At 67.6% G+C, this 21,937-nt stretch carries 22 protein-coding genes; 14 read left to right on the top strand and 8 right to left on the bottom strand.

Going from position 1 to position 21,937, the window contains the following annotated elements:
• Positions 1–26: 26 nt before the first annotated feature.
• The 3 genes from ASE72_RS07485 to ASE72_RS07475 are packed head-to-tail and all read left to right on the top strand — an operon-like array spanning position 27 to position 3,876.
• Positions 27–1,601, top strand: coding sequence for a lysine--tRNA ligase (locus tag ASE72_RS07485; protein ID WP_056018405.1), 1,575 nt, complete (start codon positions 27–29; stop codon positions 1,599–1,601).
• A gap of 24 nt (positions 1,602–1,625) precedes the next feature.
• Positions 1,626–2,630 (top strand): histone deacetylase family protein, encoded by a 1,005-nt coding sequence (locus ASE72_RS07480; RefSeq protein WP_056018402.1) that lies wholly within the window; start codon positions 1,626–1,628, stop codon positions 2,628–2,630.
• On the top strand, positions 2,602–3,876 hold the full coding sequence (locus tag ASE72_RS07475) for an MFS transporter (RefSeq protein ID WP_056018399.1): 1,275 nt from the start codon (positions 2,602–2,604) through the stop codon (positions 3,874–3,876). The genes ASE72_RS07480 and ASE72_RS07475 overlap by 29 nt, the downstream gene beginning before the upstream one ends.
• 3 nt (positions 3,877–3,879) lie before the next feature.
• Here ASE72_RS07475 and ASE72_RS07470 read toward each other — a convergent pair whose 3' ends face one another.
• The 5 genes from ASE72_RS07470 to sucC form a co-directional block, all read right to left on the bottom strand.
• A complete protein-coding gene (locus ASE72_RS07470; protein ID WP_056018394.1) occupies positions 3,880–5,118 on the bottom strand; it encodes a dipeptidase in 1,239 nt (412 codons plus the stop codon).
• Positions 5,119–5,160: 42 nt separating this feature from the next.
• On the bottom strand, positions 5,161–5,916 hold the full coding sequence (locus ASE72_RS07465; protein ID WP_056018392.1) for an energy transducer TonB: 756 nt from the start codon (positions 5,914–5,916) through the stop codon (positions 5,161–5,163).
• 166 nt (positions 5,917–6,082) lie between these two features.
• Positions 6,083–7,012 (bottom strand): electron transfer flavoprotein subunit alpha/FixB family protein, encoded by a 930-nt coding sequence (locus ASE72_RS07460; RefSeq protein ID WP_056018389.1) that lies wholly within the window; start codon positions 7,010–7,012, stop codon positions 6,083–6,085.
• Complete coding sequence (locus tag ASE72_RS07455; RefSeq protein ID WP_056018387.1) at positions 7,009–7,755, bottom strand: electron transfer flavoprotein subunit beta/FixA family protein; 747 nt, start codon at positions 7,753–7,755, stop codon at positions 7,009–7,011. The genes ASE72_RS07460 and ASE72_RS07455 overlap by 4 nt, the downstream gene beginning before the upstream one ends.
• Before the next feature lie 231 nt (positions 7,756–7,986).
• Positions 7,987–9,189, bottom strand: coding sequence for an ADP-forming succinate--CoA ligase subunit beta (gene sucC, locus ASE72_RS07450; RefSeq protein ID WP_056018385.1), 1,203 nt, complete (start codon positions 9,187–9,189; stop codon positions 7,987–7,989).
• A gap of 190 nt (positions 9,190–9,379) precedes the next feature.
• On the opposite strand from sucC, the gene ASE72_RS07445 reads away from it, so the two are divergent.
• The gene (locus ASE72_RS07445) at positions 9,380–9,709 is read left to right on the top strand and encodes a pilus assembly protein PilZ (protein ID WP_056019222.1); all 330 of its coding nucleotides are present in this window, start codon (positions 9,380–9,382) and stop codon (positions 9,707–9,709) included.
• A gap of 89 nt (positions 9,710–9,798) precedes the next feature.
• On the opposite strand, the gene ASE72_RS07440 is transcribed toward ASE72_RS07445, so the two are convergent.
• The gene (locus ASE72_RS07440) at positions 9,799–10,737 is read right to left on the bottom strand and encodes a ribose-phosphate pyrophosphokinase (protein ID WP_056018383.1); all 939 of its coding nucleotides are present in this window, start codon (positions 10,735–10,737) and stop codon (positions 9,799–9,801) included.
• A gap of 104 nt (positions 10,738–10,841) precedes the next feature.
• Here ASE72_RS07440 and gltX point away from each other — a divergent pair, with 104 nt between their 5' ends.
• The 6 genes from gltX (at position 10,842) to ribH (ending at position 15,793) form a co-directional block, all read left to right on the top strand.
• A complete protein-coding gene (gltX, locus tag ASE72_RS07435; RefSeq protein ID WP_056018381.1) occupies positions 10,842–12,182 on the top strand; it encodes a glutamate--tRNA ligase in 1,341 nt (446 codons plus the stop codon).
• Between the two features lie 64 nt (positions 12,183–12,246).
• The gene (locus ASE72_RS07430) at positions 12,247–12,594 is read left to right on the top strand and encodes a hypothetical protein (RefSeq protein WP_056018378.1); all 348 of its coding nucleotides are present in this window, start codon (positions 12,247–12,249) and stop codon (positions 12,592–12,594) included.
• Entirely contained in the window at positions 12,591–13,607 is a 1,017-nt protein-coding gene (ribD, locus tag ASE72_RS07425; protein ID WP_056019220.1) for a bifunctional diaminohydroxyphosphoribosylaminopyrimidine deaminase/5-amino-6-(5-phosphoribosylamino)uracil reductase RibD, read from the top strand. Before ASE72_RS07430 ends, ribD begins: the two co-directional genes overlap by 4 nt.
• Positions 13,607–14,218 carry a riboflavin synthase gene (locus ASE72_RS07420; protein ID WP_056018375.1) on the top strand — a complete coding sequence of 204 codons (612 nt, stop codon included), beginning with the start codon at positions 13,607–13,609 and terminating at the stop codon, positions 14,216–14,218. The genes ribD and ASE72_RS07420 overlap by 1 nt, the downstream gene beginning before the upstream one ends.
• The gene (gene ribB / locus ASE72_RS07415; protein ID WP_056018372.1) at positions 14,202–15,371 is read left to right on the top strand and encodes a 3,4-dihydroxy-2-butanone-4-phosphate synthase; all 1,170 of its coding nucleotides are present in this window, start codon (positions 14,202–14,204) and stop codon (positions 15,369–15,371) included. The genes ASE72_RS07420 and ribB overlap by 17 nt, the downstream gene beginning before the upstream one ends.
• Entirely contained in the window at positions 15,371–15,793 is a 423-nt protein-coding gene (gene ribH / locus ASE72_RS07410; protein ID WP_056018369.1) for a 6,7-dimethyl-8-ribityllumazine synthase, read from the top strand. The genes ribB and ribH overlap by 1 nt, the downstream gene beginning before the upstream one ends.
• 461 nt (positions 15,794–16,254) lie before the next feature.
• Here the strand turns inward: ribH and ASE72_RS07405 are convergent, their stop codons facing one another.
• Both ASE72_RS07405 and ASE72_RS07400 read right to left on the bottom strand, forming a co-directional pair.
• On the bottom strand, positions 16,255–16,755 hold the full coding sequence (locus ASE72_RS07405; protein ID WP_056018366.1) for a hypothetical protein: 501 nt from the start codon (positions 16,753–16,755) through the stop codon (positions 16,255–16,257).
• 140 nt (positions 16,756–16,895) lie between these two features.
• Complete coding sequence (locus ASE72_RS07400) at positions 16,896–17,984, bottom strand: alkene reductase (RefSeq protein WP_056018363.1); 1,089 nt, start codon at positions 17,982–17,984, stop codon at positions 16,896–16,898.
• 50 nt (positions 17,985–18,034) lie between these two features.
• Between ASE72_RS07400 and ASE72_RS07395 the strand changes: the two genes are divergently transcribed.
• The 4 genes from ASE72_RS07395 (at position 18,035) to feoB (ending at position 21,931) form a co-directional block, all read left to right on the top strand.
• Entirely contained in the window at positions 18,035–19,012 is a 978-nt protein-coding gene (locus ASE72_RS07395) for a DMT family transporter (RefSeq protein ID WP_082445831.1), read from the top strand.
• Positions 19,009–19,662 (top strand): COQ9 family protein, encoded by a 654-nt coding sequence (locus ASE72_RS07390; protein ID WP_056018360.1) that lies wholly within the window; start codon positions 19,009–19,011, stop codon positions 19,660–19,662. Before ASE72_RS07395 ends, ASE72_RS07390 begins: the two co-directional genes overlap by 4 nt.
• A 103-nt stretch (positions 19,663–19,765) precedes the next feature.
• Positions 19,766–20,041 carry a FeoA family protein gene (locus ASE72_RS07385; RefSeq protein ID WP_056018357.1) on the top strand — a complete coding sequence of 92 codons (276 nt, stop codon included), beginning with the start codon at positions 19,766–19,768 and terminating at the stop codon, positions 20,039–20,041.
• A 27-nt stretch (positions 20,042–20,068) separates the two neighbouring features.
• Positions 20,069–21,931 (top strand): ferrous iron transporter B, encoded by a 1,863-nt coding sequence (gene feoB / locus ASE72_RS07380; protein ID WP_056018356.1) that lies wholly within the window; start codon positions 20,069–20,071, stop codon positions 21,929–21,931.
• Positions 21,932–21,937: the final 6 nt, after the last annotated feature.

The following is a 21,937-nucleotide window of genomic DNA, read 5'->3' as shown; positions in this document are numbered from 1 at the left end:
CTGCGCCTTCGCGCTAGGGCGCGGCGATGACCGACGAGCTCCGCACCGCCGCCCTGGAATCCAAAGCCTGGCCGTATGAGGAGGCACGCAAACTCCTCAAACGCTACCCGCAGGGCAAGCAGGGCGCGCCGATCCTGTTCGAGACCGGCTATGGCCCGTCGGGCCTGCCGCATATCGGCACGTTCAACGAGGTGCTGCGCACAACGATGGTGCGCAACGCGTTCCACGCGCTGAGCGATACACCGACGCGGCTGATCGCGTTCTCGGACGACATGGACGGTCTGCGCAAGGTGCCCGACAACGTCCCCAATGGCGACATGCTGCGCGAACATCTCGGCAAGCCGCTGACGCAGATCCCCGATCCGTTCGGGACGCATTCGAGCTTCGCCGCGCACAACAACGCGATTTTGCGCGAATTCCTCGACCGCTACGGCTTCGACTATGAATTCGCGTCGTCGACGGAGTATTACACCAGCGGCCGCTTCGACGAGGCGCTGAAGGGCGTGCTGCGGCATTTCCAGGGCATTCAGGACGTAATGCTGCCGACGCTGCGCGCCGAACGCCGCGCGACCTATTCGCCGGTGCTGCCGATCTCGCCGACGAGCGGCATCGTCCTGCAGGTGCCGATCGAGGTGATCGATGCCGAGGCCGGACTGATCGCGTTCGAGGATGAGGGGCAGCGGATCGAGCAGTCGGTGCTCGGCGGCAAGGCCAAGCTTCAATGGAAGGTCGACTGGGCGATGCGCTGGGTCGCGCTCGGCGTCGATTACGAGATGGCGGGCAAGGACCTGATCGATTCGGTGACGCAGTCGTCGAAGATCGCGCGCGTACTCGGCGGCCGCCCGCCCGAGGGCTTCAATTACGAGATGTTTCTCGACGAGAATGGCGAGAAGATCTCGAAGTCCAAGGGCAATGGCCTCAGCCTCGACCAGTGGCTGACCTATGGCCCGCAGGAGAGCCTCGCGTTCTACGCGTATCGCGAGCCGAAGAAGGCAAAGTCGCTGCACATGGGCGTGATCCCGCGCGCGGTGGACGAATATTGGCAGTTCCGCGGCAATTATGCAGCCCAAGACCTGAAGCAGAAGCTCGGCAATCCCGTGCATCACATCCATGACGGCAAGCTGCCCGAGGGCGAGCTGCCGGTGACGTTCGGGCTGCTGCTCAACCTCGTCGGGGTGATGGGCGAGGCGAGCAAGGCGCAGGTCTGGGGGTATCTCGCGAACTATGTCCCCGATGCGTCGGCGGAGAGCTATCCCGAGCTCGACAAGCTGATCGATCATGCGCTGGCGTACGGCCGCGATTTCGTTGCGCCGACGCTCAAGCGGCGTGCACCTGTGGAGCATGAGGTCGCGGCGCTGGAGCGACTCGACGCCGAACTCGCCGCGCTGCCCGCAGAGGCGAGCGCGGAGGACATCCAGAACATCGTCTACGAGATCGGCAAGACCGGCGGGTTCGAAAACCTGCGCGACTGGTTCAAGGCGCTGTACGAGACGTTGCTCGGGTCCGAGCAGGGGCCGCGGATGGGCAGTTTCATCGCGCTGTACGGGATCGACAATTCGCGCAAGCTGATCGCGGAGGCGCTCGCCCGCCCTGCTGCCTGACACCGCTCACAAGGTTATACCCCGATGCGCATGTTCTTCGACGACCGGCAGCGCGCGCATGCGCCGACGCAGGAGCTGCACAATGGCGGCTTCACGACCTATGCGGAGATGCCCGCGCGCGTCGATGCGATCCTGGCCGCGCTGGGTCCGGTCGAGACGCCGGCGGATCGCGGCGAGGCGGCGATCCTCGCGGTGCATTCGCCCGCCTATGTCGCGTTCTTGAAGGACGCGGCGCGGTTGTGGCGCGAAGCAGGGCGGACGGGGGATGCGATTCCCTATGCGTTTCCGATCCGCGGGCGGCGGCCGCTCGACCTGACGCGGATCGACGCGCTGATCGGGGCGCACAGCTTCGACGCGACGACGCCGATCACCCCCGACAGCTGGGCCGCCTCCTATGGCAGCGCACAGTCCGCGCTCGCCGCGACTCAGGCGGTACTGGAGGGCGACGCCGCAGCGTTCGCGCTGTGCCGGCCGCCCGGTCATCACGCGGGCGCGGATTATTGCGGCGGCTATTGCCATCTCAACACCGCGGCGATCGCAGCGCAGGCTGCGCGTGATGCCGGTGTCGCGCGCGTCGCGATCCTCGACATCGACTATCATCACGGCAACGGCACGCAGGACATCTTCTACGACCGCGGGGATGTGTTCTACGCGTCGGTGCATGCCGATCCCAAGACCGACTATCCCTTCTTCTGGGGGCATGCGGACGAAACGGGCGCAGGCGACGGTCTCGGCACCACGCTCAACCTGCCTTTGCCGCACGGAACCAAGATCGACGCGTTTCGCGCCGCGCAGACGGCCGCGCTCGATGCGATCGCGGCGTTCGATCCCGGGCTGCTCGTCGTCAGCTTCGGCGCGGATACGTGGGAGGGGGATCCGATCTCGCACTTCGCGCTGACCACGCCCGATTATGCGGTGCTGGCGACCGATATTGCCGCGCGCGGCTGGCCGACGGCGATCGTGATGGAGGGCGGCTATGCGGTCGATGCGCTCGGCCACAATGTCGACAGCTTCCTGCGGGGATTCTGACATTTCGGGGACGGGGATCGCGGCGGGGACGCCGGCCTATCGCCGACTGACGCTCGCGATGCTGTTCGCGGGGTTCTCGACCTTCTCGCTGCTCTATTCGGTGCAGCCCTTGCTGCCGTCGTTCGCCGCGCAGTTCGCGCTGAGCGCGGAGGCGGCGTCGCTCGCGGTCTCGCTGGCGACGGGGCCGCTCGCGATCGGAATCCTGTTCGCAGGGCTGGTGTCCGACCGGCTCGGGCGGCGACCGCTGATGATCGCGGCGATGTTCGCGGCGGGTGCGCTGACGCTCGCGACCGCGCTGGTGCCGGGGTGGAGCGGACTGCTCGTGCTGCGGTTCCTGACCGGGCTGGCGCTCGCGGGAGTGCCGGCGGTGGCGATGGCCTATGTCGCCGAGGAGGTCGACGCGGCGTCGGTCGGGGGCGCGATGGGGCTGTATATCGCGGGCAGCGCGATCGGCGGGATGGGCGGACGGCTGGTCGCGAGCCTCGTCGCGGATTTCGGCGGCTGGCGGTTCGCGATCGCCGCGGTCGGCGTCGCGGGGCTGGCGATGGCCGAGGCGTTTCGCCGGCTTGCCCCGCCGTCACGCAACTTCCGCCCCAGCGCGGGGCGGCCGGCGGCGCTGGTCCGCGATGCGCGTGCGCTGTTCGCCGACCGGGCGATGCCATTGCTCTATCTCGAGGCGTTCCTGCTGATGGGGGTGTTCGTCACCGTCTACAATTATGCGGGGTTCCGGCTGATGGGGCCGCCCTACGGGCTCAGCCAGTCGGCGGTTGGCGCGGTGTTCCTGCTCTATGTGCTCGGGTCGATCAGTTCGGCCAAGTTCGGGACGCTTGCCGGCCGGCTGGGGCGGCGGACGATCTTCTGGGTGCCGGTGGTCGTGCTGATCGCGGGCGTCGCGCTGACCGCGATGCAGCCGCTGGCGCTCGTGATCGCCGGCATCGCGGTGGTGACGATCGGCTTTTTCGGCGCGCATTCGATCGCGAGCGCCTGGGTCGGGCGACGCGCGCAGGGCGTCGCGGGTGGTGGCGCGCGCGGCCAGGCGGCGGCGTTCTACCTGTTCTTCTATTATATGGGGTCGAGCGTGCTGGGCTCCGCGGGCGGGTTCGCGTGGACGCATGCCGGCTGGCCGGGCGTTACCGGCTTCTGCCTCGTCATCGGCGGTGCGGCGCTGGCGGTCGGTCTGATGCTGCGCGCGGTCCCGCCGCTGATGGTCGAGCCGCCGGCGGCACCGCGGATGCCGGTGCCCTGACCCTCAGCGCGACGCGACGTCGATCGCGTCGCCGGGCGGCAGGGCGGACAGCGACCGCGCGACCGTCGCCGCGGCATCCATGACGCGCAGCATGTTGCCACCCGCGAGCTTCGCCATGTCCGCGTCGCTCCAGCCGCGTCGCGCGAGTTCGGCGAACAGCAGAGGATAGCCGTCGACGCCCGTCATCCCCTGCGGCCCGGTGCCGTTGATGCCGTCATAATCGCCGCCGAGGCCGACATGGTCGCGGCCCGCGACGCGCGCGATATGCTCGACATGATCCGCAACGGTCGCGGCGGTGACGCTGGGTTCGGGATGGTCCCGGTCCCAGGCGACCAGCGGCGCAGGCGAACGCGTCCCATAGACGTTCGCGGGTACGCCTGCCGTCCTGGCGAAGGCGGTCCGGTCGGCATCCCAGGCGCGCCATGCGGTCGAGACGAAGGCGGGGTAGAAATTGACCATGACGATCCCGCCGCGCGCACCGATCGCGGCGAGCAGGTCGTCGGGAACGTCGCGCGGCGCATCGGTCAGCGCCCGCGCGCTGGAGTGCGAGGCCATCACCGGCGCCCTGGCGACCGCGAGGACCGCGCGCATCGTCGCGTCGGAAACGTGGCTGACATCGACGATCATGCCGATGCGGTTCATCTCCGCGACGACCGCGCGGCCGAAATCGGTGAGCCCGTTCGCGCGTGGCGTATCGGTCGAACTGTCCGCCCAGTTCAGGCTCTTGCCATGCGTCAGCGTCATGTAGCCGACGCCGAGCGCGTGATATTGGCGAAGGACCGAGAGGCGCCCGTCGATCTGATGCCCGCCCTCGACGCCGATCAGCGACGCGATTCGCCCGGCGCGTTCGATCCGACGAATATCGGTTGCGCTGGTCGCGTGGTCGAGCGCTGCGGGATTGGCCGCGACGAAGCGGCGGACGATGTCGATCTGTTCGAGCGTCATCTCGACCGCGCGCGACCCGGTCGTGTCGGCGGGGATCCACACCGACCAGAATTGCGCGCCGACGCGGCCCTTTCGCAGGCGGGGAATATCGGTCTGGAGCGGGCGCGTGTCCGCGGCGAGATCGAGCGATTCGACCTTGGCACCGTGCACGTCGCGGATTTCCCAGGCGAGGTCGTTATGGCCGTCGATGACCGGGGTCTTCCTGAGCACCCGGTCGACACGTGCCGCGACGCGGGGGTCGGGGGCGACCGGCGCCGCGCTTGCCTGCGCGGCGATCAGGAGCAGGGCGGAGATCATGCCGCGCCATCGTGCCCGCCGCGTCGGGCGGCGGCAAGGGGATCAGTCGTCGCCTTCGGGGGACCCGAGTTCGTTGACCCATTCCTGGTTGTGGACGACGGTCGACCGGACCGGACGGCCCGCGGCATCGAGCCATGGCCGATAGCGAAAGCGCAATTCGATCAATCGGCACGTCGTCGCATCGAGCACGCCATTGCCGCTCGATCGCGTCACCGAGCAGCCGGTGACCCGCCCGTTCGTCTCGACCGTATAGCGTACGCCGACGATCCCGCCCGCGCCGATGATCGCCTCCGCATTCGGGAAGTCCTTGTTCCGGAAGCGCCCTTTCAGCAGCCGGGGCGGGCTTTCGTCCCCCCCATCGCCGTCACCGTTGCCATAGCGGCCGCTGCCGGTCCCATCGCCCTCGCCCCCCGCGCCGGTGCCCGGCCCCGGAACCGGCGCAGCCCCGGTGGTCGCCTCGCTGCCGACCCCCGGCTTGAGCGCGGCGACGACCGGAGGCGGGATGATCGGGGGGACGATCGGAATGGGCGCGACCAGTTCGGTCGCCTTTGACCGCAGGTTCGCGGGGGATGCCGCGCCTTCGGGGCGATGGCTCCTGGTCGGGCGCGGCAGGACCTTTTCGGGCGGCGGCGGCGGTGGTGGCGGGCCGACCGCGAACGTCTTGAGCGCGTCGGGGATCGCCGACGGGAGGCTGACGCCAAGACCCAGGATCAGGGCATAGCCCAGCGCCGCGCACAGGCCGGCGGCACCCGCGGCGGACAGGATCCGGTCGCGGGGATGGGGTTGGACGCCGTACATGGTTGATATCTGGGGAGGATCGCGGGGAGCGGCAAGCTCGGGCCTGCCGTGGTCATCGCTGTCCGGGTTCCATGGGGGAGGAGGACCGCGGCCATGGGCCTGCCTGTCCTCCCCCTCCGTCAGGCCGCGCCTGCCGCCTCCCCCTGGCGGGGGAGGTGGAGCGGGGTCAGAGCTTCTCAGTCAGTTCGGGGACGATCTTGAACAGATCGCCGACCAGGCCGATGTCCGCGACCTGGAAGATCGGCGCGTCCTCGTCCTTGTTGATCGCGATGATGACCTTCGAGTCCTTCATCCCCGCGAGATGCTGGATCGCGCCCGAGATGCCGACCGCGACATAGACTTCCGGCGCGACGATCTTGCCGGTCTGGCCGACCTGATAGTCGTTCGGCGCATAGCCCGCGTCGACAGCGGCGCGCGAAGCACCGACGCCCGCACCCATCTTGTCCGCGAGCGGATCGATCAGCGCGTGGAACTGGTCGCTCGAGGCCAGCGCACGGCCGCCCGAGACGATGATCTTCGCGCTGGTCAGCTCGGGACGCTCGTTCTTCGCGATCTCCGAGCCGGCAAAGGTCGACAGACCCTTGTCGCCGGTCGACGCAACCGCCTCGATCTCGCCCGAACCGCCCTCGGTCGCGGCCTTGGCGAACGCCGTGCCGCGGACCGTGATGACCTTCTTCGCATCCGACGACTGGACGGTAGCGATCGCGTTGCCCGCGTAGATCGGGCGCGTGAACGTGTCCTCGCTCTCGACCGACAGGATGTCGCTGATCTGCATCACGTCGAGCAAAGCGGCGACGCGCGGCGCGATATTCTTGCCGTGCGTGGTCGACGGCGCGACGAACGCATCGTGATGCCCCATCAGTTCGACGATCAGCGGCGCGACGTTCTCGGCGAGCGCATGCGCGAACGCGGCGTCGTCGGCAACGTGGACCTTGCCGACACCGGCGATCTTGGCAGCCTCGGCCGCGACGCCGTCGACGCCCTGGCCGGCGACCAGCAGATGGACTTCACCAAGCTGGCTAGCCGCAGTTACGGCAGAAAGCGTGGCATCCTTGACGGCCTGACCGTCATGTTCGACCCAGACGAGCGTCTTCACTTGGCGACTCCCATTTCCTTGAGCTTGCCGACCAGCGCGTCGACATCGGCGACCTTGATCCCGGCCGAGCGCTTGGCGGGCTCGACCACCTTCAGCGTGGTCAGCCGCGGCGTCACGTCGACGCCGAAATCCGCGGGCGTCTTCTGCGCCATCGGCTTCGACTTGGCCTTCATGATGTTGGGCAGCGACGCATAACGCGGCTCGTTGAGGCGAAGATCGGTGGTGATGATCGCGGGGAGCGTGAGCGTGTCCGTCTCCGCGCCGCCATCGACTTCGCGCGTCACGTTAACCGAGCCGTCGGCGATCTCGACCTTCGACGCGAACGTGCCCTGGCCCCAGTTCAGGAGCCCGGCGAGCATCTGCCCGGTCTGGTTGTTGTCGTCGTCGATCGCCTGCTTGCCGAGGATGACCATGTCGGGCTTTTCTTCCTCGACGATCTTGGCGAGGATCTTCGCGACGCCCAGCGGTTCGACCTTGGTCTCGCTGACGACGAGGATCGCACGGTCGGCGCCCATGGCGAGCGCGGTGCGGAGCGTTTCCTGCGACTTCTGCTCGCCGATCGAGACGACGACGATCTCCGTCACGCCCTTGTCCTTAAGGCGAATCGCCTCTTCGACCGCGATCTCGTCGAACGGGTTCATGCTCATCTTGACGTTCGCCAGATCGACGCCCGTTCCGTCCGCCTTCACGCGAGGCTTCACGTTGTAGTCAAGCACGCGCTTGACCGGCACCAGCACCTTCATCGGGATTCCTTCCAAGGTGAATCTATTCGTTTCGCCCGCCTGTTACCCGGCAGGCGTTGGCCGGACAGATGGCGGTTTCGCGTCGTTTTCGCAAGTGCGGTACGGAAACATCGGATACCGTAGCGTCACAACGACCGCCGCGTCGGGACAGCTGCGATACCAACGAAAAAGGGCCCGGACGTTTCCGTCCGAGCCCCGTTTTTCGCAAGATCAGTATGCAGTGGGCAGCGGTTACGCGGCGACCTTCTGCACCTCTGCGACGATCTTCTTGGCAGCGTCGCCAAGGTCGTTCGCGGGAACGATCGCCAGACCGGAGTTCGCGAGGATCTCCTTGCCCTTCTCGACATTCGTGCCCTCGAGGCGGACGACGAGCGGAACCGACAGGTTCACTTCCTTCGCCGCCGCGACGATGCCGTCGGCGATGATGTCGCACTTCATGATGCCGCCGAAGATGTTGACCAGGATGCCCTTCACGTTCGGATCCGCGAGGATGATCTTGAACGCGGCCGTCACCTTCTCCTTGTTCGCGCCGCCGCCGACGTCGAGGAAGTTGGCGGGGAACATGCCGTTGAGCTTGATGATGTCCATCGTCGCCATCGCGAGGCCGGCGCCGTTGACCATGCAGCCGATGTCGCCGTCGAGCTTGATGTAGGCGAGGTCGTACTTCGACGCTTCGAGCTCGGCGGGATCTTCCTCGGTCTCGTCGCGCAACTCGAGCAGGTCCTTGTGACGGAACAGCGCGTTGCCGTCGAACGCGACCTTCGCGTCGAGCACCATCAGCTTGCCGTCGTTGGTGACCGCGAGCGGGTTGATCTCGATCTGCTCGGCATCGGTGCCGATGAACGCGTCATACAGCTTCGACGCGGTGTTCGCGGCTTGCTTGGCGAGATCGCCGGTCAGCTCGAGTGCGGCGGCAACGGCGCGGCCGTGATGCGGCATGAAGCCGGTCGCCTGATCGATGTCGATCGACTGGATCTTCTCGGGCGTGTCGTGCGCGACCGCTTCGATGTCCATGCCGCCTTCGGTCGAGGCCACCATCATCACCCGGCCGGTGGTGCGGTTGAGCGTCAGCGCGAGGTAGAATTCCTTGTCGATGTCGACGCCGTCGGTAACGTACAGGCGGTTGACCTGCTTGCCCGCGTCACCCGTCTGGATGGTGACGAGCGTGTTGCCGAGCATGTCGGTCGCGGCCGCGCGAACCTCGTCCTCGGTCTTGGCGAGGCGGACGCCGCCCTTGGCGTCGGGGCCGAGCTCGACGAACTTGCCCTTGCCGCGGCCGCCGGCATGGATCTGCGCCTTGACGACGTAGAGCGGTCCGGGGAGCTTCTTCGAGGCCTCGACGGCCTCCTCGACGGTCAGCGCCGCGAAACCGGCGGGGACGGGGACGCCGAACTTGGCCAGCAGTTCCTTGGCCTGGTATTCATGGATGTTCATCGGGAAGGCTCCACGCAATTTTTAGGAAACTCGGGAATGGGAACGCGTAAAGCACAGGGCGGGCAGAATATCCACCCTGAAGGTTTTTGCATTTGCGTGTCGTTTGCAATAGCGCAATCCCCTAGCCTCGACATCGCGCGTGGATCGAACGTTTGCGGAAAAGTAACCCTTTTTGGAGCATGATCCGGTCATGACACATCCTGCATTCGACTCGCCCGATGCACCCCAAGGTGAAGAGCTTCGTCGGGCCCTGCGCAAATCGGTCCGGATGCGGGCACATCTGCGCGATCGGGGACAGACGCGATTCGAGATCGAAGTGACCGACCTGTCGGCATCGGGGTTTCGCGCGGAGACGAGCTTTACGCTGTGGCCGGGGACGGTGGTGTGGCTGACGCTGCCGGGGCTCGCCGCGCTCGAGGCGGTGGTCGCGTGGCGCGACAAGTTCAAATATGGCTGCGCCTTTGCCAAGCCGCTGCACCCCGCGGTGCTCGACCATATCGTCGCGCTGTCCCAGCGATAAGCGACCGGCTCCGGGCGCGTCGGTGACCGCCGGTCGACGCAGACGCACGTCGCGGCGGACCGCGTCCGTGACCGCGCCGACCTGCAGCGTCAGTCGAACAGGCTCGATACGCTCGTTTCGTCGGCGATCCGCTTAATCGCTTCGCCGAGCAGCGGCGCGATCTGCAGATGGCGGATCTTGCCGCCCGCGGTCTTGATGACGTCGTGGTTGCCGATCGAATCGGTGATGACGAGCTCGCGCAGCTCGGACCCCTCGACGCGCGCGACTGCGCCGCCCGACAGGACGCCGTGCGTCACATAGGCGACGACGTCCTCCGCGCCGGCTTCCTTCAGCGCGGCTGCGGCGTTGCACAGCGTGCCTGCCGAATCGACGATGTCATCGACCAGGATGCAGAAGCGCCCCTCGACTTCGCCGATGATGTTCATCACCTCCGATTCGCCCGCACGCTCGCGACGCTTGTCGACGATCGCGAGCGGCGCGTTGTCGAGACGCTTGGCCAGCACGCGCGCGCGGACCACGCCGCCGACGTCGGGCGACACGACCATCAGGTTCTTGCCCTTGAACCGCGCAAGGATGTCCGCGGACATGACGGGGGCGGCATAGAGATTGTCGGTCGGGATATCGAAGAAGCCCTGGATCTGGCCCGCATGCAGATCGACCGAGAGAACGCGGTTGGCGCCCGCGACGGTGATGAGGTTGGCGACGAGCTTGGCCGATATCGGCGTGCGCGGACCCGGCTTACGATCCTGTCGGGCATAGCCCATATACGGGATCACCGCGGTAATCCGGCGAGCCGACGCGCGCTTCAACGCGTCGATCATGATGAGCAGTTCCATGAGGTTGTCGTTCGCCGGATACCCGGTCGACTGGATCACGAACACGTCCTCGCCACGCACGTTCTCGTTGATCTCGACGAACACTTCCTCATCGGCGAAGCGGCGCACGCTGACGTCGGTCAGCGGTGTTTCGAGATAGGCGGCGATCTCCTGCGCGAGTGGCAGGTTCGAATTGCCCGTCATCAATTTCATCAAAATCGCTCCACCGGAATTGCACGCCCCTTAGTCCGCGTGTCCGCAACGCGAAAGGGGCGAAGGGATTTGCCCGCACGCGCCGGGGTTCGTAGAGCACGGGGATGACCGTCACCACGCGTTTCGCCCCCTCGCCCACCGGCCGGCTCCATGTCGGCAATATCCGCACCGCGCTTCACAACTGGATGTTCGCACGCGCGAGTGGCGGCCGGTTCATCCTGCGGATCGACGACACCGATGCGGCGCGCAGCGAGGAGCGGTTCGTCGAGGCGATCCGCGCGGATCTCGACTGGCTCGGCATGACGCCCGACGGCGAGGAGCGGCAATCCGCCCGCTTTGCGCTGTACGAAGCGCGGTTCGCGGCGCTGGTCGCGAGCGGGCATGTCTATCCGGCCTATGAGAGCGCGCAGGAGCTCGACCTCAAGCGCAAGATCGCCGCGGGTCGGGGGTTGCCGCCGATCTATGACCGCGCCGCGCTCGCGCTGAGCGACGAACAGAAGTCGGCGTTCGAACGCGAGGGCGTTGCCCCGCACTGGCGGTTCAAGCTGGATCACGACGCCCCGATCGCGTGGGACGACCTGATCCGCGGGCCACAGCATTTCGAGGCCCGGACGATGAGCGATCCGGTGATCCGCCGCGCGGACGGATCATGGCTCTATATGCTGCCCTCCGCGATCGACGACGCCGATATGGGGATCAGCCATGTCGTGCGTGGTGAGGATCATGTGTCCAACACCGCACTTCAGCTGCAGATGTTCGATGCGCTCGGCGTGGCGCCGCCGCGGTTCGCGCACGAGGCGCTGTTGACGGGCGCGGAGGGCAAATTGTCGAAGCGCCTCGGCTCGCTCGGCGCGGATCATTTCCGCGAGATCGGCATCGAGCCGCAGGCGATCCGGGCGCTGCTCGCACGGATCGGGACGAGCGACCCGGTCGAGCCGATCGCCGACGCGGCACCGCTGATCGCGACGTTCGATTTTGCACGATTCGGGCGCGCGCCGGCACGGTTCGACGAGGCGGAACTGTCGCAGGTCAATGCGCGCATCCTCCACGCGCTGCCCTATGCCGCGGTCGCGGATCGTCTGCCTGCAGGGATGGATGCGCAGGCGTGGGAGGCCGTGCAGCCGAACCTGGTGACGCTTGCCGACGCAGCGGACTGGTGGGGCGTGATCGAGGGACCGGTCGCGATCGACACGGCGACGGACGATGCGGAGCGCGCCTATCTCGACCAGGCGCATGCCGCCGCCGCGGCGATCGACTGGTCGAACGACCCCTGGCATGCGCTGACCGGCCGGCTGAAGACGGAAACCGGGCGCAAGGGCAAGGCGCTGTTCCTGCCGCTGCGGCGTGCGCTGACCGGGCGTGACCACGGGCCGGATATGGCGGCGCTGCTGCCGCTGATCGGTCGCGAGCGTGCGCTCGCCCGATTGGGCGCGCGGGAGGACTGACGGGCGTGCGAAGTTGCGCTTGCAGCACTGGCCTCGCCGGGGCGGGATGCCTATCTTGACGCGCATGGGCTTTTTCAGTCGTTTTTCCCCGGTTCGCGCCTATCGCGATCTCCGTCTCTTCTTCAGCCACCGGCAGCCGTACGAACTCGGCTTCCTTGCGCTGGCGATGCTGGTCACGGGGTTCCTGATCTACGCCTTCTCGAAGGACAGCTACGCCGAGCGCGAGTATCGGCCGAACATCGTTTATGTCGAGCAGTGGCCGGCGGATCGCACCGACGAGCAGATCCTCGCGCAGCAGAAGATCGACGCGCCGATCAAGGCGGCGCGAATCGCCGAGCAGAAGAAGCGCGAGGAAGAAACCCGCGCGTCGTTCAAGCGGATGGACGACAAGCTCAAGGCCATGGGCATCTGAGCCGCGCCAGTCCCGGTGACGCGCGGTTCATCGGTGCAGCGATCGCGCTCGCCGGGCGGAGCCGCGCGCGGACCGCCCCCAACCCCAATGTCGGGTGCGTGATCGTCGCCGCGGATGGTCGCGTCGTCGGGCGCGGCTGGACGCAGCCGGGTGGCCGGCCGCATGCCGAGGCGATGGCGCTCGCACAGGCGGGCCCGCGGGCACGCGGCGCGACCGCCTATGTGACGCTCGAGCCCTGCGCGCATGTGTCGCCGCGCGGCCCGGCCTGCAGCGACCTGCTGATCGCGGCGGGGGTCGCACGCGTCGTCGCGGCGCTCGAGGACCCCGATCCGCGGACCGCCGGGCAGGGTTTTGCGCGATTGCGCGCCGCAAGCGTCCGCGTGGACACCGGCGTGGGGGCGCAGGCCGCCGCGCGGTCGATGGCGGGCTTCCTCACGCGGCGCGCGGCGCGGCGGCCGCACGTGACGCTGAAGCTTGCCACCTCGCTCGACGGGTGCATCGCGCTGCCCGACGGGTCGAGCCGGTGGATCACCGGGCCGCAGGCGCGCGCGCACGCACATCTGGAGCGGAGCCGCCACGACGCGATTCTCGTCGGGCGCGGCACCTACGATACCGATGCGCCGCGACTCGACGTCCGCCTGCCCGGTCTGGAGGACCGGTCGCCGATTCGCGTGCTACTGTCACGGACACGCGCGGCCCTCCCCCATCCGGCCGAGACGCCCGGTCCGGCGTGGCACGTCATCGCCGAGCCGCGCGCGATTGCGGGGCTTCCCGTCGACCATGTCCTCGTCGAAGGCGGCGCGGCCGTAGCGTCCGCGTTTCTTGCCGCCGACCTGGTCGACCGGCTTCTGCTGTACCGCGCGCCGATCCTCATCGGGGGCGGAAAACATACGCTCGGCGATATCGGCCTGACCGACCTCGGCAAGGCGCATGGCCGCTGGGCGATCGTCGATTCACGGCAACTTGGCAGCGACCGGCTCGAGGTCTACGAGCGCGAACGAAACGAGGGATAATGTTCACCGGAATCGTCACCGACATCGGCACCGTCACAACCGTGGAGTCGCGCGGCGACACCCGCGTCGTCGTCAGCACCGCCTATGATACCGCCACCGTCGATCTCGGCGCGTCGATCGCCTGTTCGGGCGTGTGCCTGACCGTCGTCGACAAGGGGCCGCACTGGTTCGCAGTCGACGTCTCGAGCGAGACGATCAGCCGCACCGCCAGGGACCAGTGGACCCAGGGTCGCAAGTTCAACCTCGAACGCGCGATGAAGCTCGGTGACGAGCTTGGCGGGCATATCGTCTCGGGCCATGTCGATGGCCTCGGCACCGTCGTCGCGGTGACCGAGGAAGGCGGCTCGCACCGCGTCCAGATCCGCGCCGGCGCCGAGATCGCGCCGTTCATCGCGGCCAAGGGCTCGGTCACGGTCGACGGCGTCTCGCTCACCGTGAACAGCGTCCAGGACGTCGACGGCGAGGTCGAATTCGGCCTCAACATCATCCCGCACACCTGGGCGGTCACGACGCTCGGTACGATCCACGTGGAACAGTCGGTCAACATCGAGATCGACGTCCTCGCCCGCTACCTCCAAAGAATGGAGCATTATCGTGCCTCTGCCCGCTGAACGTACCGCCGAACTCGGGCGCCTGAAGCACGGCTATCTGTCGAGCCCCGAGGAGATCATCGACGAGGCGCGCAACGGCCGGATGTTCATTCTGGTCGATGACGAGGACCGCGAGAACGAGGGCGACCTCGTCATCCCCGCGCAGATGGCGACGCCCGAGAAGATCAACTTCATGGCCAAATATGGCCGCGGACTGATCTGCCTCGCGCTGACCAAGGCGCGGACCGAGGAGCTCGGGCTCGAGCTGATGAGCCGCAACAACGGCACGCGGCACGAAACCGCGTTCACCGTGTCGATCGAGGCACTCGAAGGCGTCACCACGGGCATTTCGGCGGCGGACCGCGCGCGCACCATCGCGGTGGCGATCGATGCGACCAAGCAGAAGGCGGACATCGTCACCCCCGGCCATGTCTTCCCGCTGGTCGCGCGCGACGGCGGCGTGCTGATCCGTGCCGGGCATACCGAGGCGGCGGTCGACGTCGCGCGGCTCGCCGGGCTCAATCCCTCGGGCGTGATCTGCGAGATCATGAACGAGGACGGCACGATGGCGCGGATGGACGACCTCGTCACCTTCGCGCAGTTCCACAACATCAAGATCGGCACGATCCGCGACCTGATCGCGTATCGCCGCCGCTACGATCATCTCGTCGAAAAGCGCGCCGAAGCCGAGTTCACCAGCGAATGGGGCGGTGGCTGGAGCGCGCTGACGTTCTGGAACAAGGCGACGGGCACCGAGCAGGTCGCGCTGGTCAAGGGCCGGATCGACCCCGCAAAGCCGACGCTCGTCCGCATGCATGCGCTGTCGCCGTTCGCCGACATCTTCGGCGAATCGGGCGATCGCGGCCGGATCCTCGCGCGGTCGATGCAGATGATCGCCGACGAGGGTGCGGGCGTGATCGTCGTCATCAATCGTCCGCGCGGCAACGCGTTCACCTCGGCGGTGCTCAAGAAGGCCGGCGCGGAGATCACGCCGGACATGGAGGAGCTGCGCGACTACGGCGTCGGCGCGATGATCCTGACCGAACTCGGCGTGCACGACATGGTGCTGATCACCAACACGCATCACACGCTGGTCGGGCTTGACGGCTATGGCCTGTCGATCGTCGGCGAACGTCCGATCGCCCCCCTCGATACCGAAAAGGCTGCTTACTGATGGCGCATATCCTCATCGTCGAAGCACGCTTCTACGACCATCTGAACGACCTGCTCGTCGAGGGCGCACGCGCGGCGATCGAGGCCGCGGGGCACAGTCACGAGACGATCACCGTTCCGGGCGCGCTCGAGGTCCCCGGCGCGATCGCGCTGGCGGCGGAGAGCGAGACCTATGACGCCTATGTCGCGCTGGGCGTCGTGATCCGCGGCGAGACCTATCATTTCGAGATCGTCGCGGGCGAGAGTGCGCGCGGGATCATGGCGCTGACGATGGACGGGCTGCCGATCGGCAATGGCATCCTGACCACGGAGAACGAGGCGCAGGCGCTCACCCGTGCCCGCCCGACCGAGGGCGACAAGGGCGGCGGCGCGGCGAAGGCGGCACTGGCGATGCTGGCGCTCAAGGACCGGTTCATTCCGTAAACGAGAGGGTACAACCTCGGCGCCGATCGCGGTCGGCCCGACGATCGCGGGGTCCTTGGGTCTGACTAAGGCACATGGTGATCGCAACGATGCTGCCGATGGCCCTCCTGCTGTCGCAGGGTGCGCCGTCGCGCGCGGGCCGCTTCTAGGCGTCAGTCGTCTTCTTCGCTGGTCGATAACGGGGGCCGGGGGCCTCCGGACCATCCTGCGGCCGTACGCCGTCCTTTGGCGTACAGACGCGTAGCGAAGGCTGACAGGCGATCCCGATATTGGAGCAATGGTGCGTGCCATCGATCGTCGTGCACGCCCGACATTGCTGGTGCACCGTGCTACAGGCTTGCGGTGCGGCAACCATCAGAGCGACAACCGTCAGCATCGTGCAGATCCCCGTTCGGGCACAGACTGTATCGAGCACAGCCTATTCCCATATGCCTCACGGGGTCCAGTGATCCGCGCTGACTCTATGCGTCAGCCGCCGGATCCTGCTCGCGCAACGCCGCTTCGACCTGTTCGACCGTGATCCCGAATGCGGCGGCGAGAGCCGTCACCGAGGCGCCCCGGGCGGCAAGGGTGCGGATGCGGGCGGGGTCCTGGATGGTGGTGTAGCCGCGCGTGTCACGCTGCGTCTTGTTCTCTTCGCCGCTGCGCGCGCGGGCGCCGGAACTGCGCCGCTTGGCAATCTTGAGCGCTTCCTCGTCGTTGGCGGGGGGTGCGTCGAGCCGGGCCTGGATCCGTTGCGCCTCTTCGGCCCGGCGCAGTTCACGCGCACGTTCACGCTCGTGCGACTGGGCCTCGCGCTGCGCGGCCCTCGACTCGGCGCGCTGCTCGGCGCCGGCGAGGCGGTCGCGCGCGCGCTGCTCGCGCCCGCTTGCCCGTTCCTCGGCCCGTCGTGCGGCGCGGTCGGCAGTCCCGGGCAAGAGTGGCCCTGCCCCCCTGCCCCCGCTCGGCCAGCCGTCGGTCATATCGTCGTCCTGTCGTCACCGGCGCGCCATCAGCGGCGCGGCGTGCGCGCTGCTAGGCGATGACGTCACCGCTGACAATCGAACGCATTGCAGGTGGTCGCCCGCCCCGCAGCCTTCGCCGCAGGGCGGGCACGAACGCGTTACGCGTCCGCGGTTTCGAGCGCCGGATAGTCGATATACCCCTCGGGACCCTGGCTGTACCAGGTCTTCGGGTTATCCTGCGCCAGCGGCGCGCCCGTACGCAGACGCTCGGGCAGGTCGGGGTTCGCGATGAACGTCCGCCCGAAGCTGATCGCGTCGGCAATGCCCGTATCGAGTTCGGCCTGCGCCTTTTCGCGCGTGTCGTAATCCGAGTTCACGACGAGCACGCCCTTGAACACCTTGCGGATCGCCGGGCTCAGCTTTGGCACATCGGTCTTGCCGAAGGTGCCATCGGGGCCGGGCTCGCGCAGTTCGAGGAACGCGATGCCAAGATCGGATAGCGCCTTGGCGGCGGCAGTGAACAGCGGCTCGGGGTTGCTGTCATCGACGCCCTGCGAATCGCCGTTGGGCGAGAGGCGGACGCTGGTGCGATCCGCGCCCGCGACCGAGATCACGCGCTCGACGACTTCGCGGAGCAGGCGGATGCGGTTCTCGATGCTGCCGCCATACTCATCGGTGCGGCTGTTCGCGTTGTCCCGCAGGAACTGGTCGATCAGATAGCCGTTCGCAGCGTGGATCTGGACGCCGTCGAAGCCCGCGGCGAGCGCGTTCTTCGTCGCCAGTTCATAGTCCTCGAGCAGCCGCGGAATCTCGTTCAGCTCGAGCGGACGCGCGACCTCGAAATCCTTCTTGCCCTCAAACGTGTGCGCCTGGCCTTCGGTTTTCGTCGCGGACGACGAGACGGGCTGACCGCCGATCACCGAGGAATGGACCTGGCGACCCATGTGCCAGAGCTGCGCGATGATCCGGCCGCCGGCTGCGTGGACCGATTCGGTGACGGGCTTCCACGCGTCGACCTGCGCCTGCGTCCACAGACCCGGTGCGAATGGCCAGCCCAGGCCTTCGCGGCTGATACCGGTGGCCTCCGAGATGATCAGCCCGGCGCTCGCGCGCTGCGTATAATAGTCGATCATGAGGTCGGACGGGACGGCGTCCTTGTCCGAACGCCCGCGGGTGAGCGGCGCCATGAGGATGCGGTTGGGCGCGTCGACGGCGCCGAGTGTGATGGGATCGAAAAGGCTTGGCATGGGGGCTCCTTAATGCCTGACGGGGGCAAGATAGGACGCTACAGCGCGGCATGCATCGCCCCGCCCCGCAAAGAATATCTAGCGTGCCCGAAACGCCAACGACGACGACGCTCGCCGCCCCCGGCACGCTGGCATTCGGCGCGCTGCTGATCGCCAACGTTGCGCTCGCATTCGGCCCGTGGTTCGTCCGTGCGACCGAGGTCGGACCGGTCGCGGCGGGGTTCTGGCGGCTGTCGCTGGCGGTGCCGTTTCTCGTCCTGCTCGCGGCGCAGCAGGGCGCGCGACCGACGCGACTCGGGCGCGGCGTCTGGGTCGGACTGATCGCGGGCGGCGTGTGCTTTGCCGCGGATCTCGGCAGCTGGCATCTCGGCATCCTGCGCACCACGCTCGCCAACGCGACGCTGTTCGGCAATGCGGCGACGCTGATGTTCCCGATCTACGGGTTTCTCGTCGCGCGGACCTGGCCGACGCGGACACAGGGCTGGGCGCTGATGCTCGCGGCGGCGGGTGCGGCGCTGCTGCTCGGGCGGTCCTATCAGCTCGATGCGAAGAATCTCGCGGGCGACCTGCTCTGCATCCTCGCGGGGCTGCTCTATACGGTGTATTTCATCCTGATGGCGCGCGCGCGGACGACGCTTGCCCCCTTGTCCGCGCTGGTGCTGTCGACGCTCGCGGGGATCGTGCCGTTGCTGGTGTTCGCGCTGGCGATGGGCGAGCGGGTCGTGCCGGCGCACTGGGGGCCGCTGATCGGCCTAGCGCTGTGCAGCCAGGTGCTGGGCCAGGGGCTGATGATCTATGCGCTCGGCCGGTTTTCGCCGCTGGTGATCGGGATCGCGCTGCTGATCCAGCCGGTGGTCGCGGGGACGGTCGGGTGGATCGTCTATGGCGAGCGGCTCGGCCTGCCCGATCTCGTCGGCGTGGTCATGGTCGCGATCGCGCTGGTGCTGGTACGCCGGACGCCGGCGGATCGCCCCCCTATTGAAGAGGCGCTCGACACGCCTGATCTTGGACGGCAGGAGACGGTATGACCCAAGACCTCACGCTCGACGAAATCCGCGTTCGGCTCAGCCCCGGGATCGCCGCCAACGCCGCGTTCGATGGCTGGAGCGACGCCGCACGCGACATGGCGGCGGATGCGGCGGGGATCGACACCGACGTCGCCGCGCTCGCGTTCGAAGACGGTGCGCTCGACATGATCGACGCCTGGTTTGCCGAGATCGATCGCGCGATGCTCGCCGCAGTTCCGCCTGAACGGATCGCGACGATGAAGATCCGCGAACGGATCACCGCGCTGATCGAGGCGCGGCTGCAGGCGACCGCCGCCGATCGCGAATCGCTGCGGCGCGCGGTGGCGATCCTCGCATTGCCGCAGAACCTCGCGCGCGCGGCGCGCCTGGGGTGGCGGACGGTCGATACGATCTGGCGCGCGGCGGGCGATGTCGCGACCGATTATAATCATTACACCAAACGGACGATCCTGCTCGGGGTCTATGCCTCGACGGTGACGGTGTTCCTCGACGACGACAGCGAAGGGTTTGCCGACACCCGCGCGTTCCTCGCGCGGCGGATCGCGGGCATCATGGCGTTCGAAAAGGCCAAGGCGGGGTTCCTCAAACGGACCGAGCACGGCTTCAGCCTCTCGCGATTTGTCGGCCGGCTGCGCTATCCCGCGGCGTGAACGCGCGGGCGGGCGATGGAGCGGGGCCAATCTGCGTCCGCTGTCATGGCGGGGCATGGTTGGGGCTTTCCTTTGCGGAGCGTTACTGATAATCACTCGCATCATGGACACTCGCCGCGACCGTTCCGTCAGCCTTGAAACGCTGCCCCGCAAGCAGCATGCGATCGTCAAGATGATCGACTGGACGCGTCTGGCGGGTCCGGAAGCACGCCGCCTGCGCGAACTCGGGTTTGACGAGGGTGTCGATGTCGAGGTCCTGCACCGCGCGACGCTGGGCCAGGGCCCGATCGCGTGCCGGATCGGTCGCATGACCGTTGCGCTGCGTCGCGCCGTCGCGGGGGCTATCCACGTATCGCTGACGCCAGCGGCTGCCGAATAAGCAGCGCGCGATCAGCATCATAGCATTATGAACGCAGCACCGCTGGTCGCGCTCGTCGGCAATCCCAATGCCGGCAAGAGCGCGCTGTTCAACGCGTTGACGGGTGCGCGGCAGAAGGTCGGCAATTATCCGGGCGTGACGGTCGAGCGCAAGGCCGGGCGGCTGGTGCTCGATGACGGGCGTCCGGTCGAGCTGGTCGACCTGCCCGGTGCGTACAGCCTCGAACCCTCCTCCCCCGACGAGCGCGTAACGCGTGATGTCGTCACCGGAACGCAGGACGGCGAACGCCTGCCCGACGCGCTGGTCGTCGTCGTCGACGCCGCCAATCTCGACAACCACCTGCGCTTCACGCTTCAGCTGATCGCGCTTGGCCTGCCCGTCGTCGTGGCGCTCAACATGGTCGATCTGGCCGAGCGCGACGGGTTGAAGCTCGATGCCGCGGTGCTCGCACGCGAACTCGGCGTGCCGGTGATCCCGACCGTCGCGGTCCGCAAGCGCGGGCTCGACGCGCTGCGTGAAGTATTGACGCAGACCGTCGTCAGCGGCCCGATCCGGCTGCGCAAGTCGGATGGCAGCGTGCAGGACGACATCGTCACGCTGCAGCGCCGCGCGCGCGACATCGCAACCGCCGCGACTCTGTCCGAGACGCCGGTACGACGCTGGACGCACATGCTCGACGCGGTCGCGCTGCATCCGGTCGGCGGGCCGCTGCTGCTGCTGTCGATCATGTTCCTGATGTTCCAGGCGGTGTTCAGCTGGGCGCAGCCGTTCATGGACGCGATCGACGGGGGCTTCACCGCGGTACAGGGCCTGATCCGCACCGAGATGGCGGATTCGCTGCTCCGGTCGCTGCTCGTCGACGGGGTGATCGCCGGCGTTGGCGCGGTGATCGTGTTCCTGCCGCAGATCCTGATCCTGTTCCTCTTCATCCTCGTGCTCGAGGCGAGCGGCTACATGGTCCGCGCGGCGTTCCTGATGGACCGCGTGATGGCGAGCGTCGGGCTGTCGGGCCGCGCGTTCATCCCGCTGCTGTCGAGCTTCGCCTGCGCGATTCCCGGCATCATGGCGACTCGCACGATCGACGACGAGAAGGACCGGCTGACGACGATCCTGATCGCGCCGCTGATGACCTGTTCCGCGCGGCTGCCGGTCTACACGCTGATCATCGGCGCGTTCATTCCCAATACGCAGGTGTTGCCGTTCGTCGGGTTGCAGGGGCTGGTGATGCTCGGGCTGTACGTGATGGGCATCGTCGGCGCGTTCGTCGCCGCGCTGGTGCTGCGCCGGACGGTCACCAAGGGTGTGTCGTCGGGCTTCATGATGGAGATGCCCAAATACCAGTGGCCGCAGTGGCGCGACGTCGGCATCGGGCTGTGGAGCCGCGCGCGGATCTTCCTCAAGCGTGCGGGCGGCATCATCCTAGTATCGACCGTGATCCTGTGGGTGATGCTGAGCTTTCCCAAGCCGCCCGAGAATAGTCGCGTCTCGGCGGTCGACTATTCCGCCGCCGGCCGGATCGCCAACGGCATCGCGCCCGTGTTCGCGCCGATCGGCTTCAACCGCGACATCGTGCTCGCGCTGATCCCCGCAATGGCGGCGCGCGAGGTTGCGGTCGCGGCGATCGGTACGGTCTATGCTATCGACGATCCCGACAGCAACCAGGGCGGCAAGGCGATGGTCGAGAATCTGCGCGGCCGCTGGAGCCTGCCGACCGCGCTCGCCTTCCTGATGTGGTTCGTCTTCGCGCCGCAGTGCATTTCGACGATCGCCGTCACCCGTCGGGAGACAAACGGGTGGAAATGGCCGGCCTTCATGGTTGGCTATTTGTTCGCCGCCGCCTACATCATGGCTGGCATTACATACTGGCTGGCGGTGTTCGCCGGCCTCTGAGGGGCA

Origin of the sequence: Sphingomonas sp. Leaf20 (genome assembly GCF_001421535.1) — a bacterium.
GTDB lineage: Bacteria > Pseudomonadota > Alphaproteobacteria > Sphingomonadales > Sphingomonadaceae > Sphingomonas.
Note: the sequence above shows the minus strand (reverse complement) of the source record. Positions and strands in the feature narration are given on the sequence as shown.

Excerpts from the sequence above, each read along its gene's own strand:
- ASE72_RS07485 (WP_056018405.1), top strand. The coding sequence starts at position 27 with ATGACCGACGAGCTCCGCACCGCCGCCCTGGAATCCAAAGCCTGGCCG.
- ASE72_RS07480 (WP_056018402.1), top strand. The coding sequence starts at position 1,626 with ATGCGCATGTTCTTCGACGACCGGCAGCGCGCGCATGCGCCGACGCAG.
- ASE72_RS07475 (WP_056018399.1), top strand. The coding sequence starts at position 2,602 with ATGTCGACAGCTTCCTGCGGGGATTCTGACATTTCGGGGACGGGGATC.
- ASE72_RS07470 (WP_056018394.1), bottom strand. The coding sequence starts at position 5,118 with ATGATCTCCGCCCTGCTCCTGATCGCCGCGCAGGCAAGCGCGGCGCCG.
- ASE72_RS07465 (WP_056018392.1), bottom strand. The coding sequence starts at position 5,916 with ATGTACGGCGTCCAACCCCATCCCCGCGACCGGATCCTGTCCGCCGCG.
- ASE72_RS07455 (WP_056018387.1), bottom strand. The coding sequence starts at position 7,755 with ATGAAGGTGCTGGTGCCGGTCAAGCGCGTGCTTGACTACAACGTGAAG.
- sucC (WP_056018385.1), bottom strand. The coding sequence starts at position 9,189 with ATGAACATCCATGAATACCAGGCCAAGGAACTGCTGGCCAAGTTCGGC.
- ASE72_RS07445 (WP_056019222.1), top strand. The coding sequence starts at position 9,380 with ATGACACATCCTGCATTCGACTCGCCCGATGCACCCCAAGGTGAAGAG.
- ASE72_RS07440 (WP_056018383.1), bottom strand. The coding sequence starts at position 10,737 with ATGAAATTGATGACGGGCAATTCGAACCTGCCACTCGCGCAGGAGATC.
- gltX (WP_056018381.1), top strand. The coding sequence starts at position 10,842 with ATGACCGTCACCACGCGTTTCGCCCCCTCGCCCACCGGCCGGCTCCAT.
- ASE72_RS07430 (WP_056018378.1), top strand. The coding sequence starts at position 12,247 with ATGGGCTTTTTCAGTCGTTTTTCCCCGGTTCGCGCCTATCGCGATCTC.
- ASE72_RS07420 (WP_056018375.1), top strand. The coding sequence starts at position 13,607 with ATGTTCACCGGAATCGTCACCGACATCGGCACCGTCACAACCGTGGAG.
- ribH (WP_056018369.1), top strand. The coding sequence starts at position 15,371 with ATGGCGCATATCCTCATCGTCGAAGCACGCTTCTACGACCATCTGAAC.
- ASE72_RS07405 (WP_056018366.1), bottom strand. The coding sequence starts at position 16,755 with ATGACCGACGGCTGGCCGAGCGGGGGCAGGGGGGCAGGGCCACTCTTG.
- ASE72_RS07400 (WP_056018363.1), bottom strand. The coding sequence starts at position 17,984 with ATGCCAAGCCTTTTCGATCCCATCACACTCGGCGCCGTCGACGCGCCC.
- ASE72_RS07395 (WP_082445831.1), top strand. The coding sequence starts at position 18,035 with ATGCATCGCCCCGCCCCGCAAAGAATATCTAGCGTGCCCGAAACGCCA.
- ASE72_RS07390 (WP_056018360.1), top strand. The coding sequence starts at position 19,009 with ATGACCCAAGACCTCACGCTCGACGAAATCCGCGTTCGGCTCAGCCCC.
- ASE72_RS07385 (WP_056018357.1), top strand. The coding sequence starts at position 19,766 with ATGGACACTCGCCGCGACCGTTCCGTCAGCCTTGAAACGCTGCCCCGC.
- feoB (WP_056018356.1), top strand. The coding sequence starts at position 20,069 with ATGAACGCAGCACCGCTGGTCGCGCTCGTCGGCAATCCCAATGCCGGC.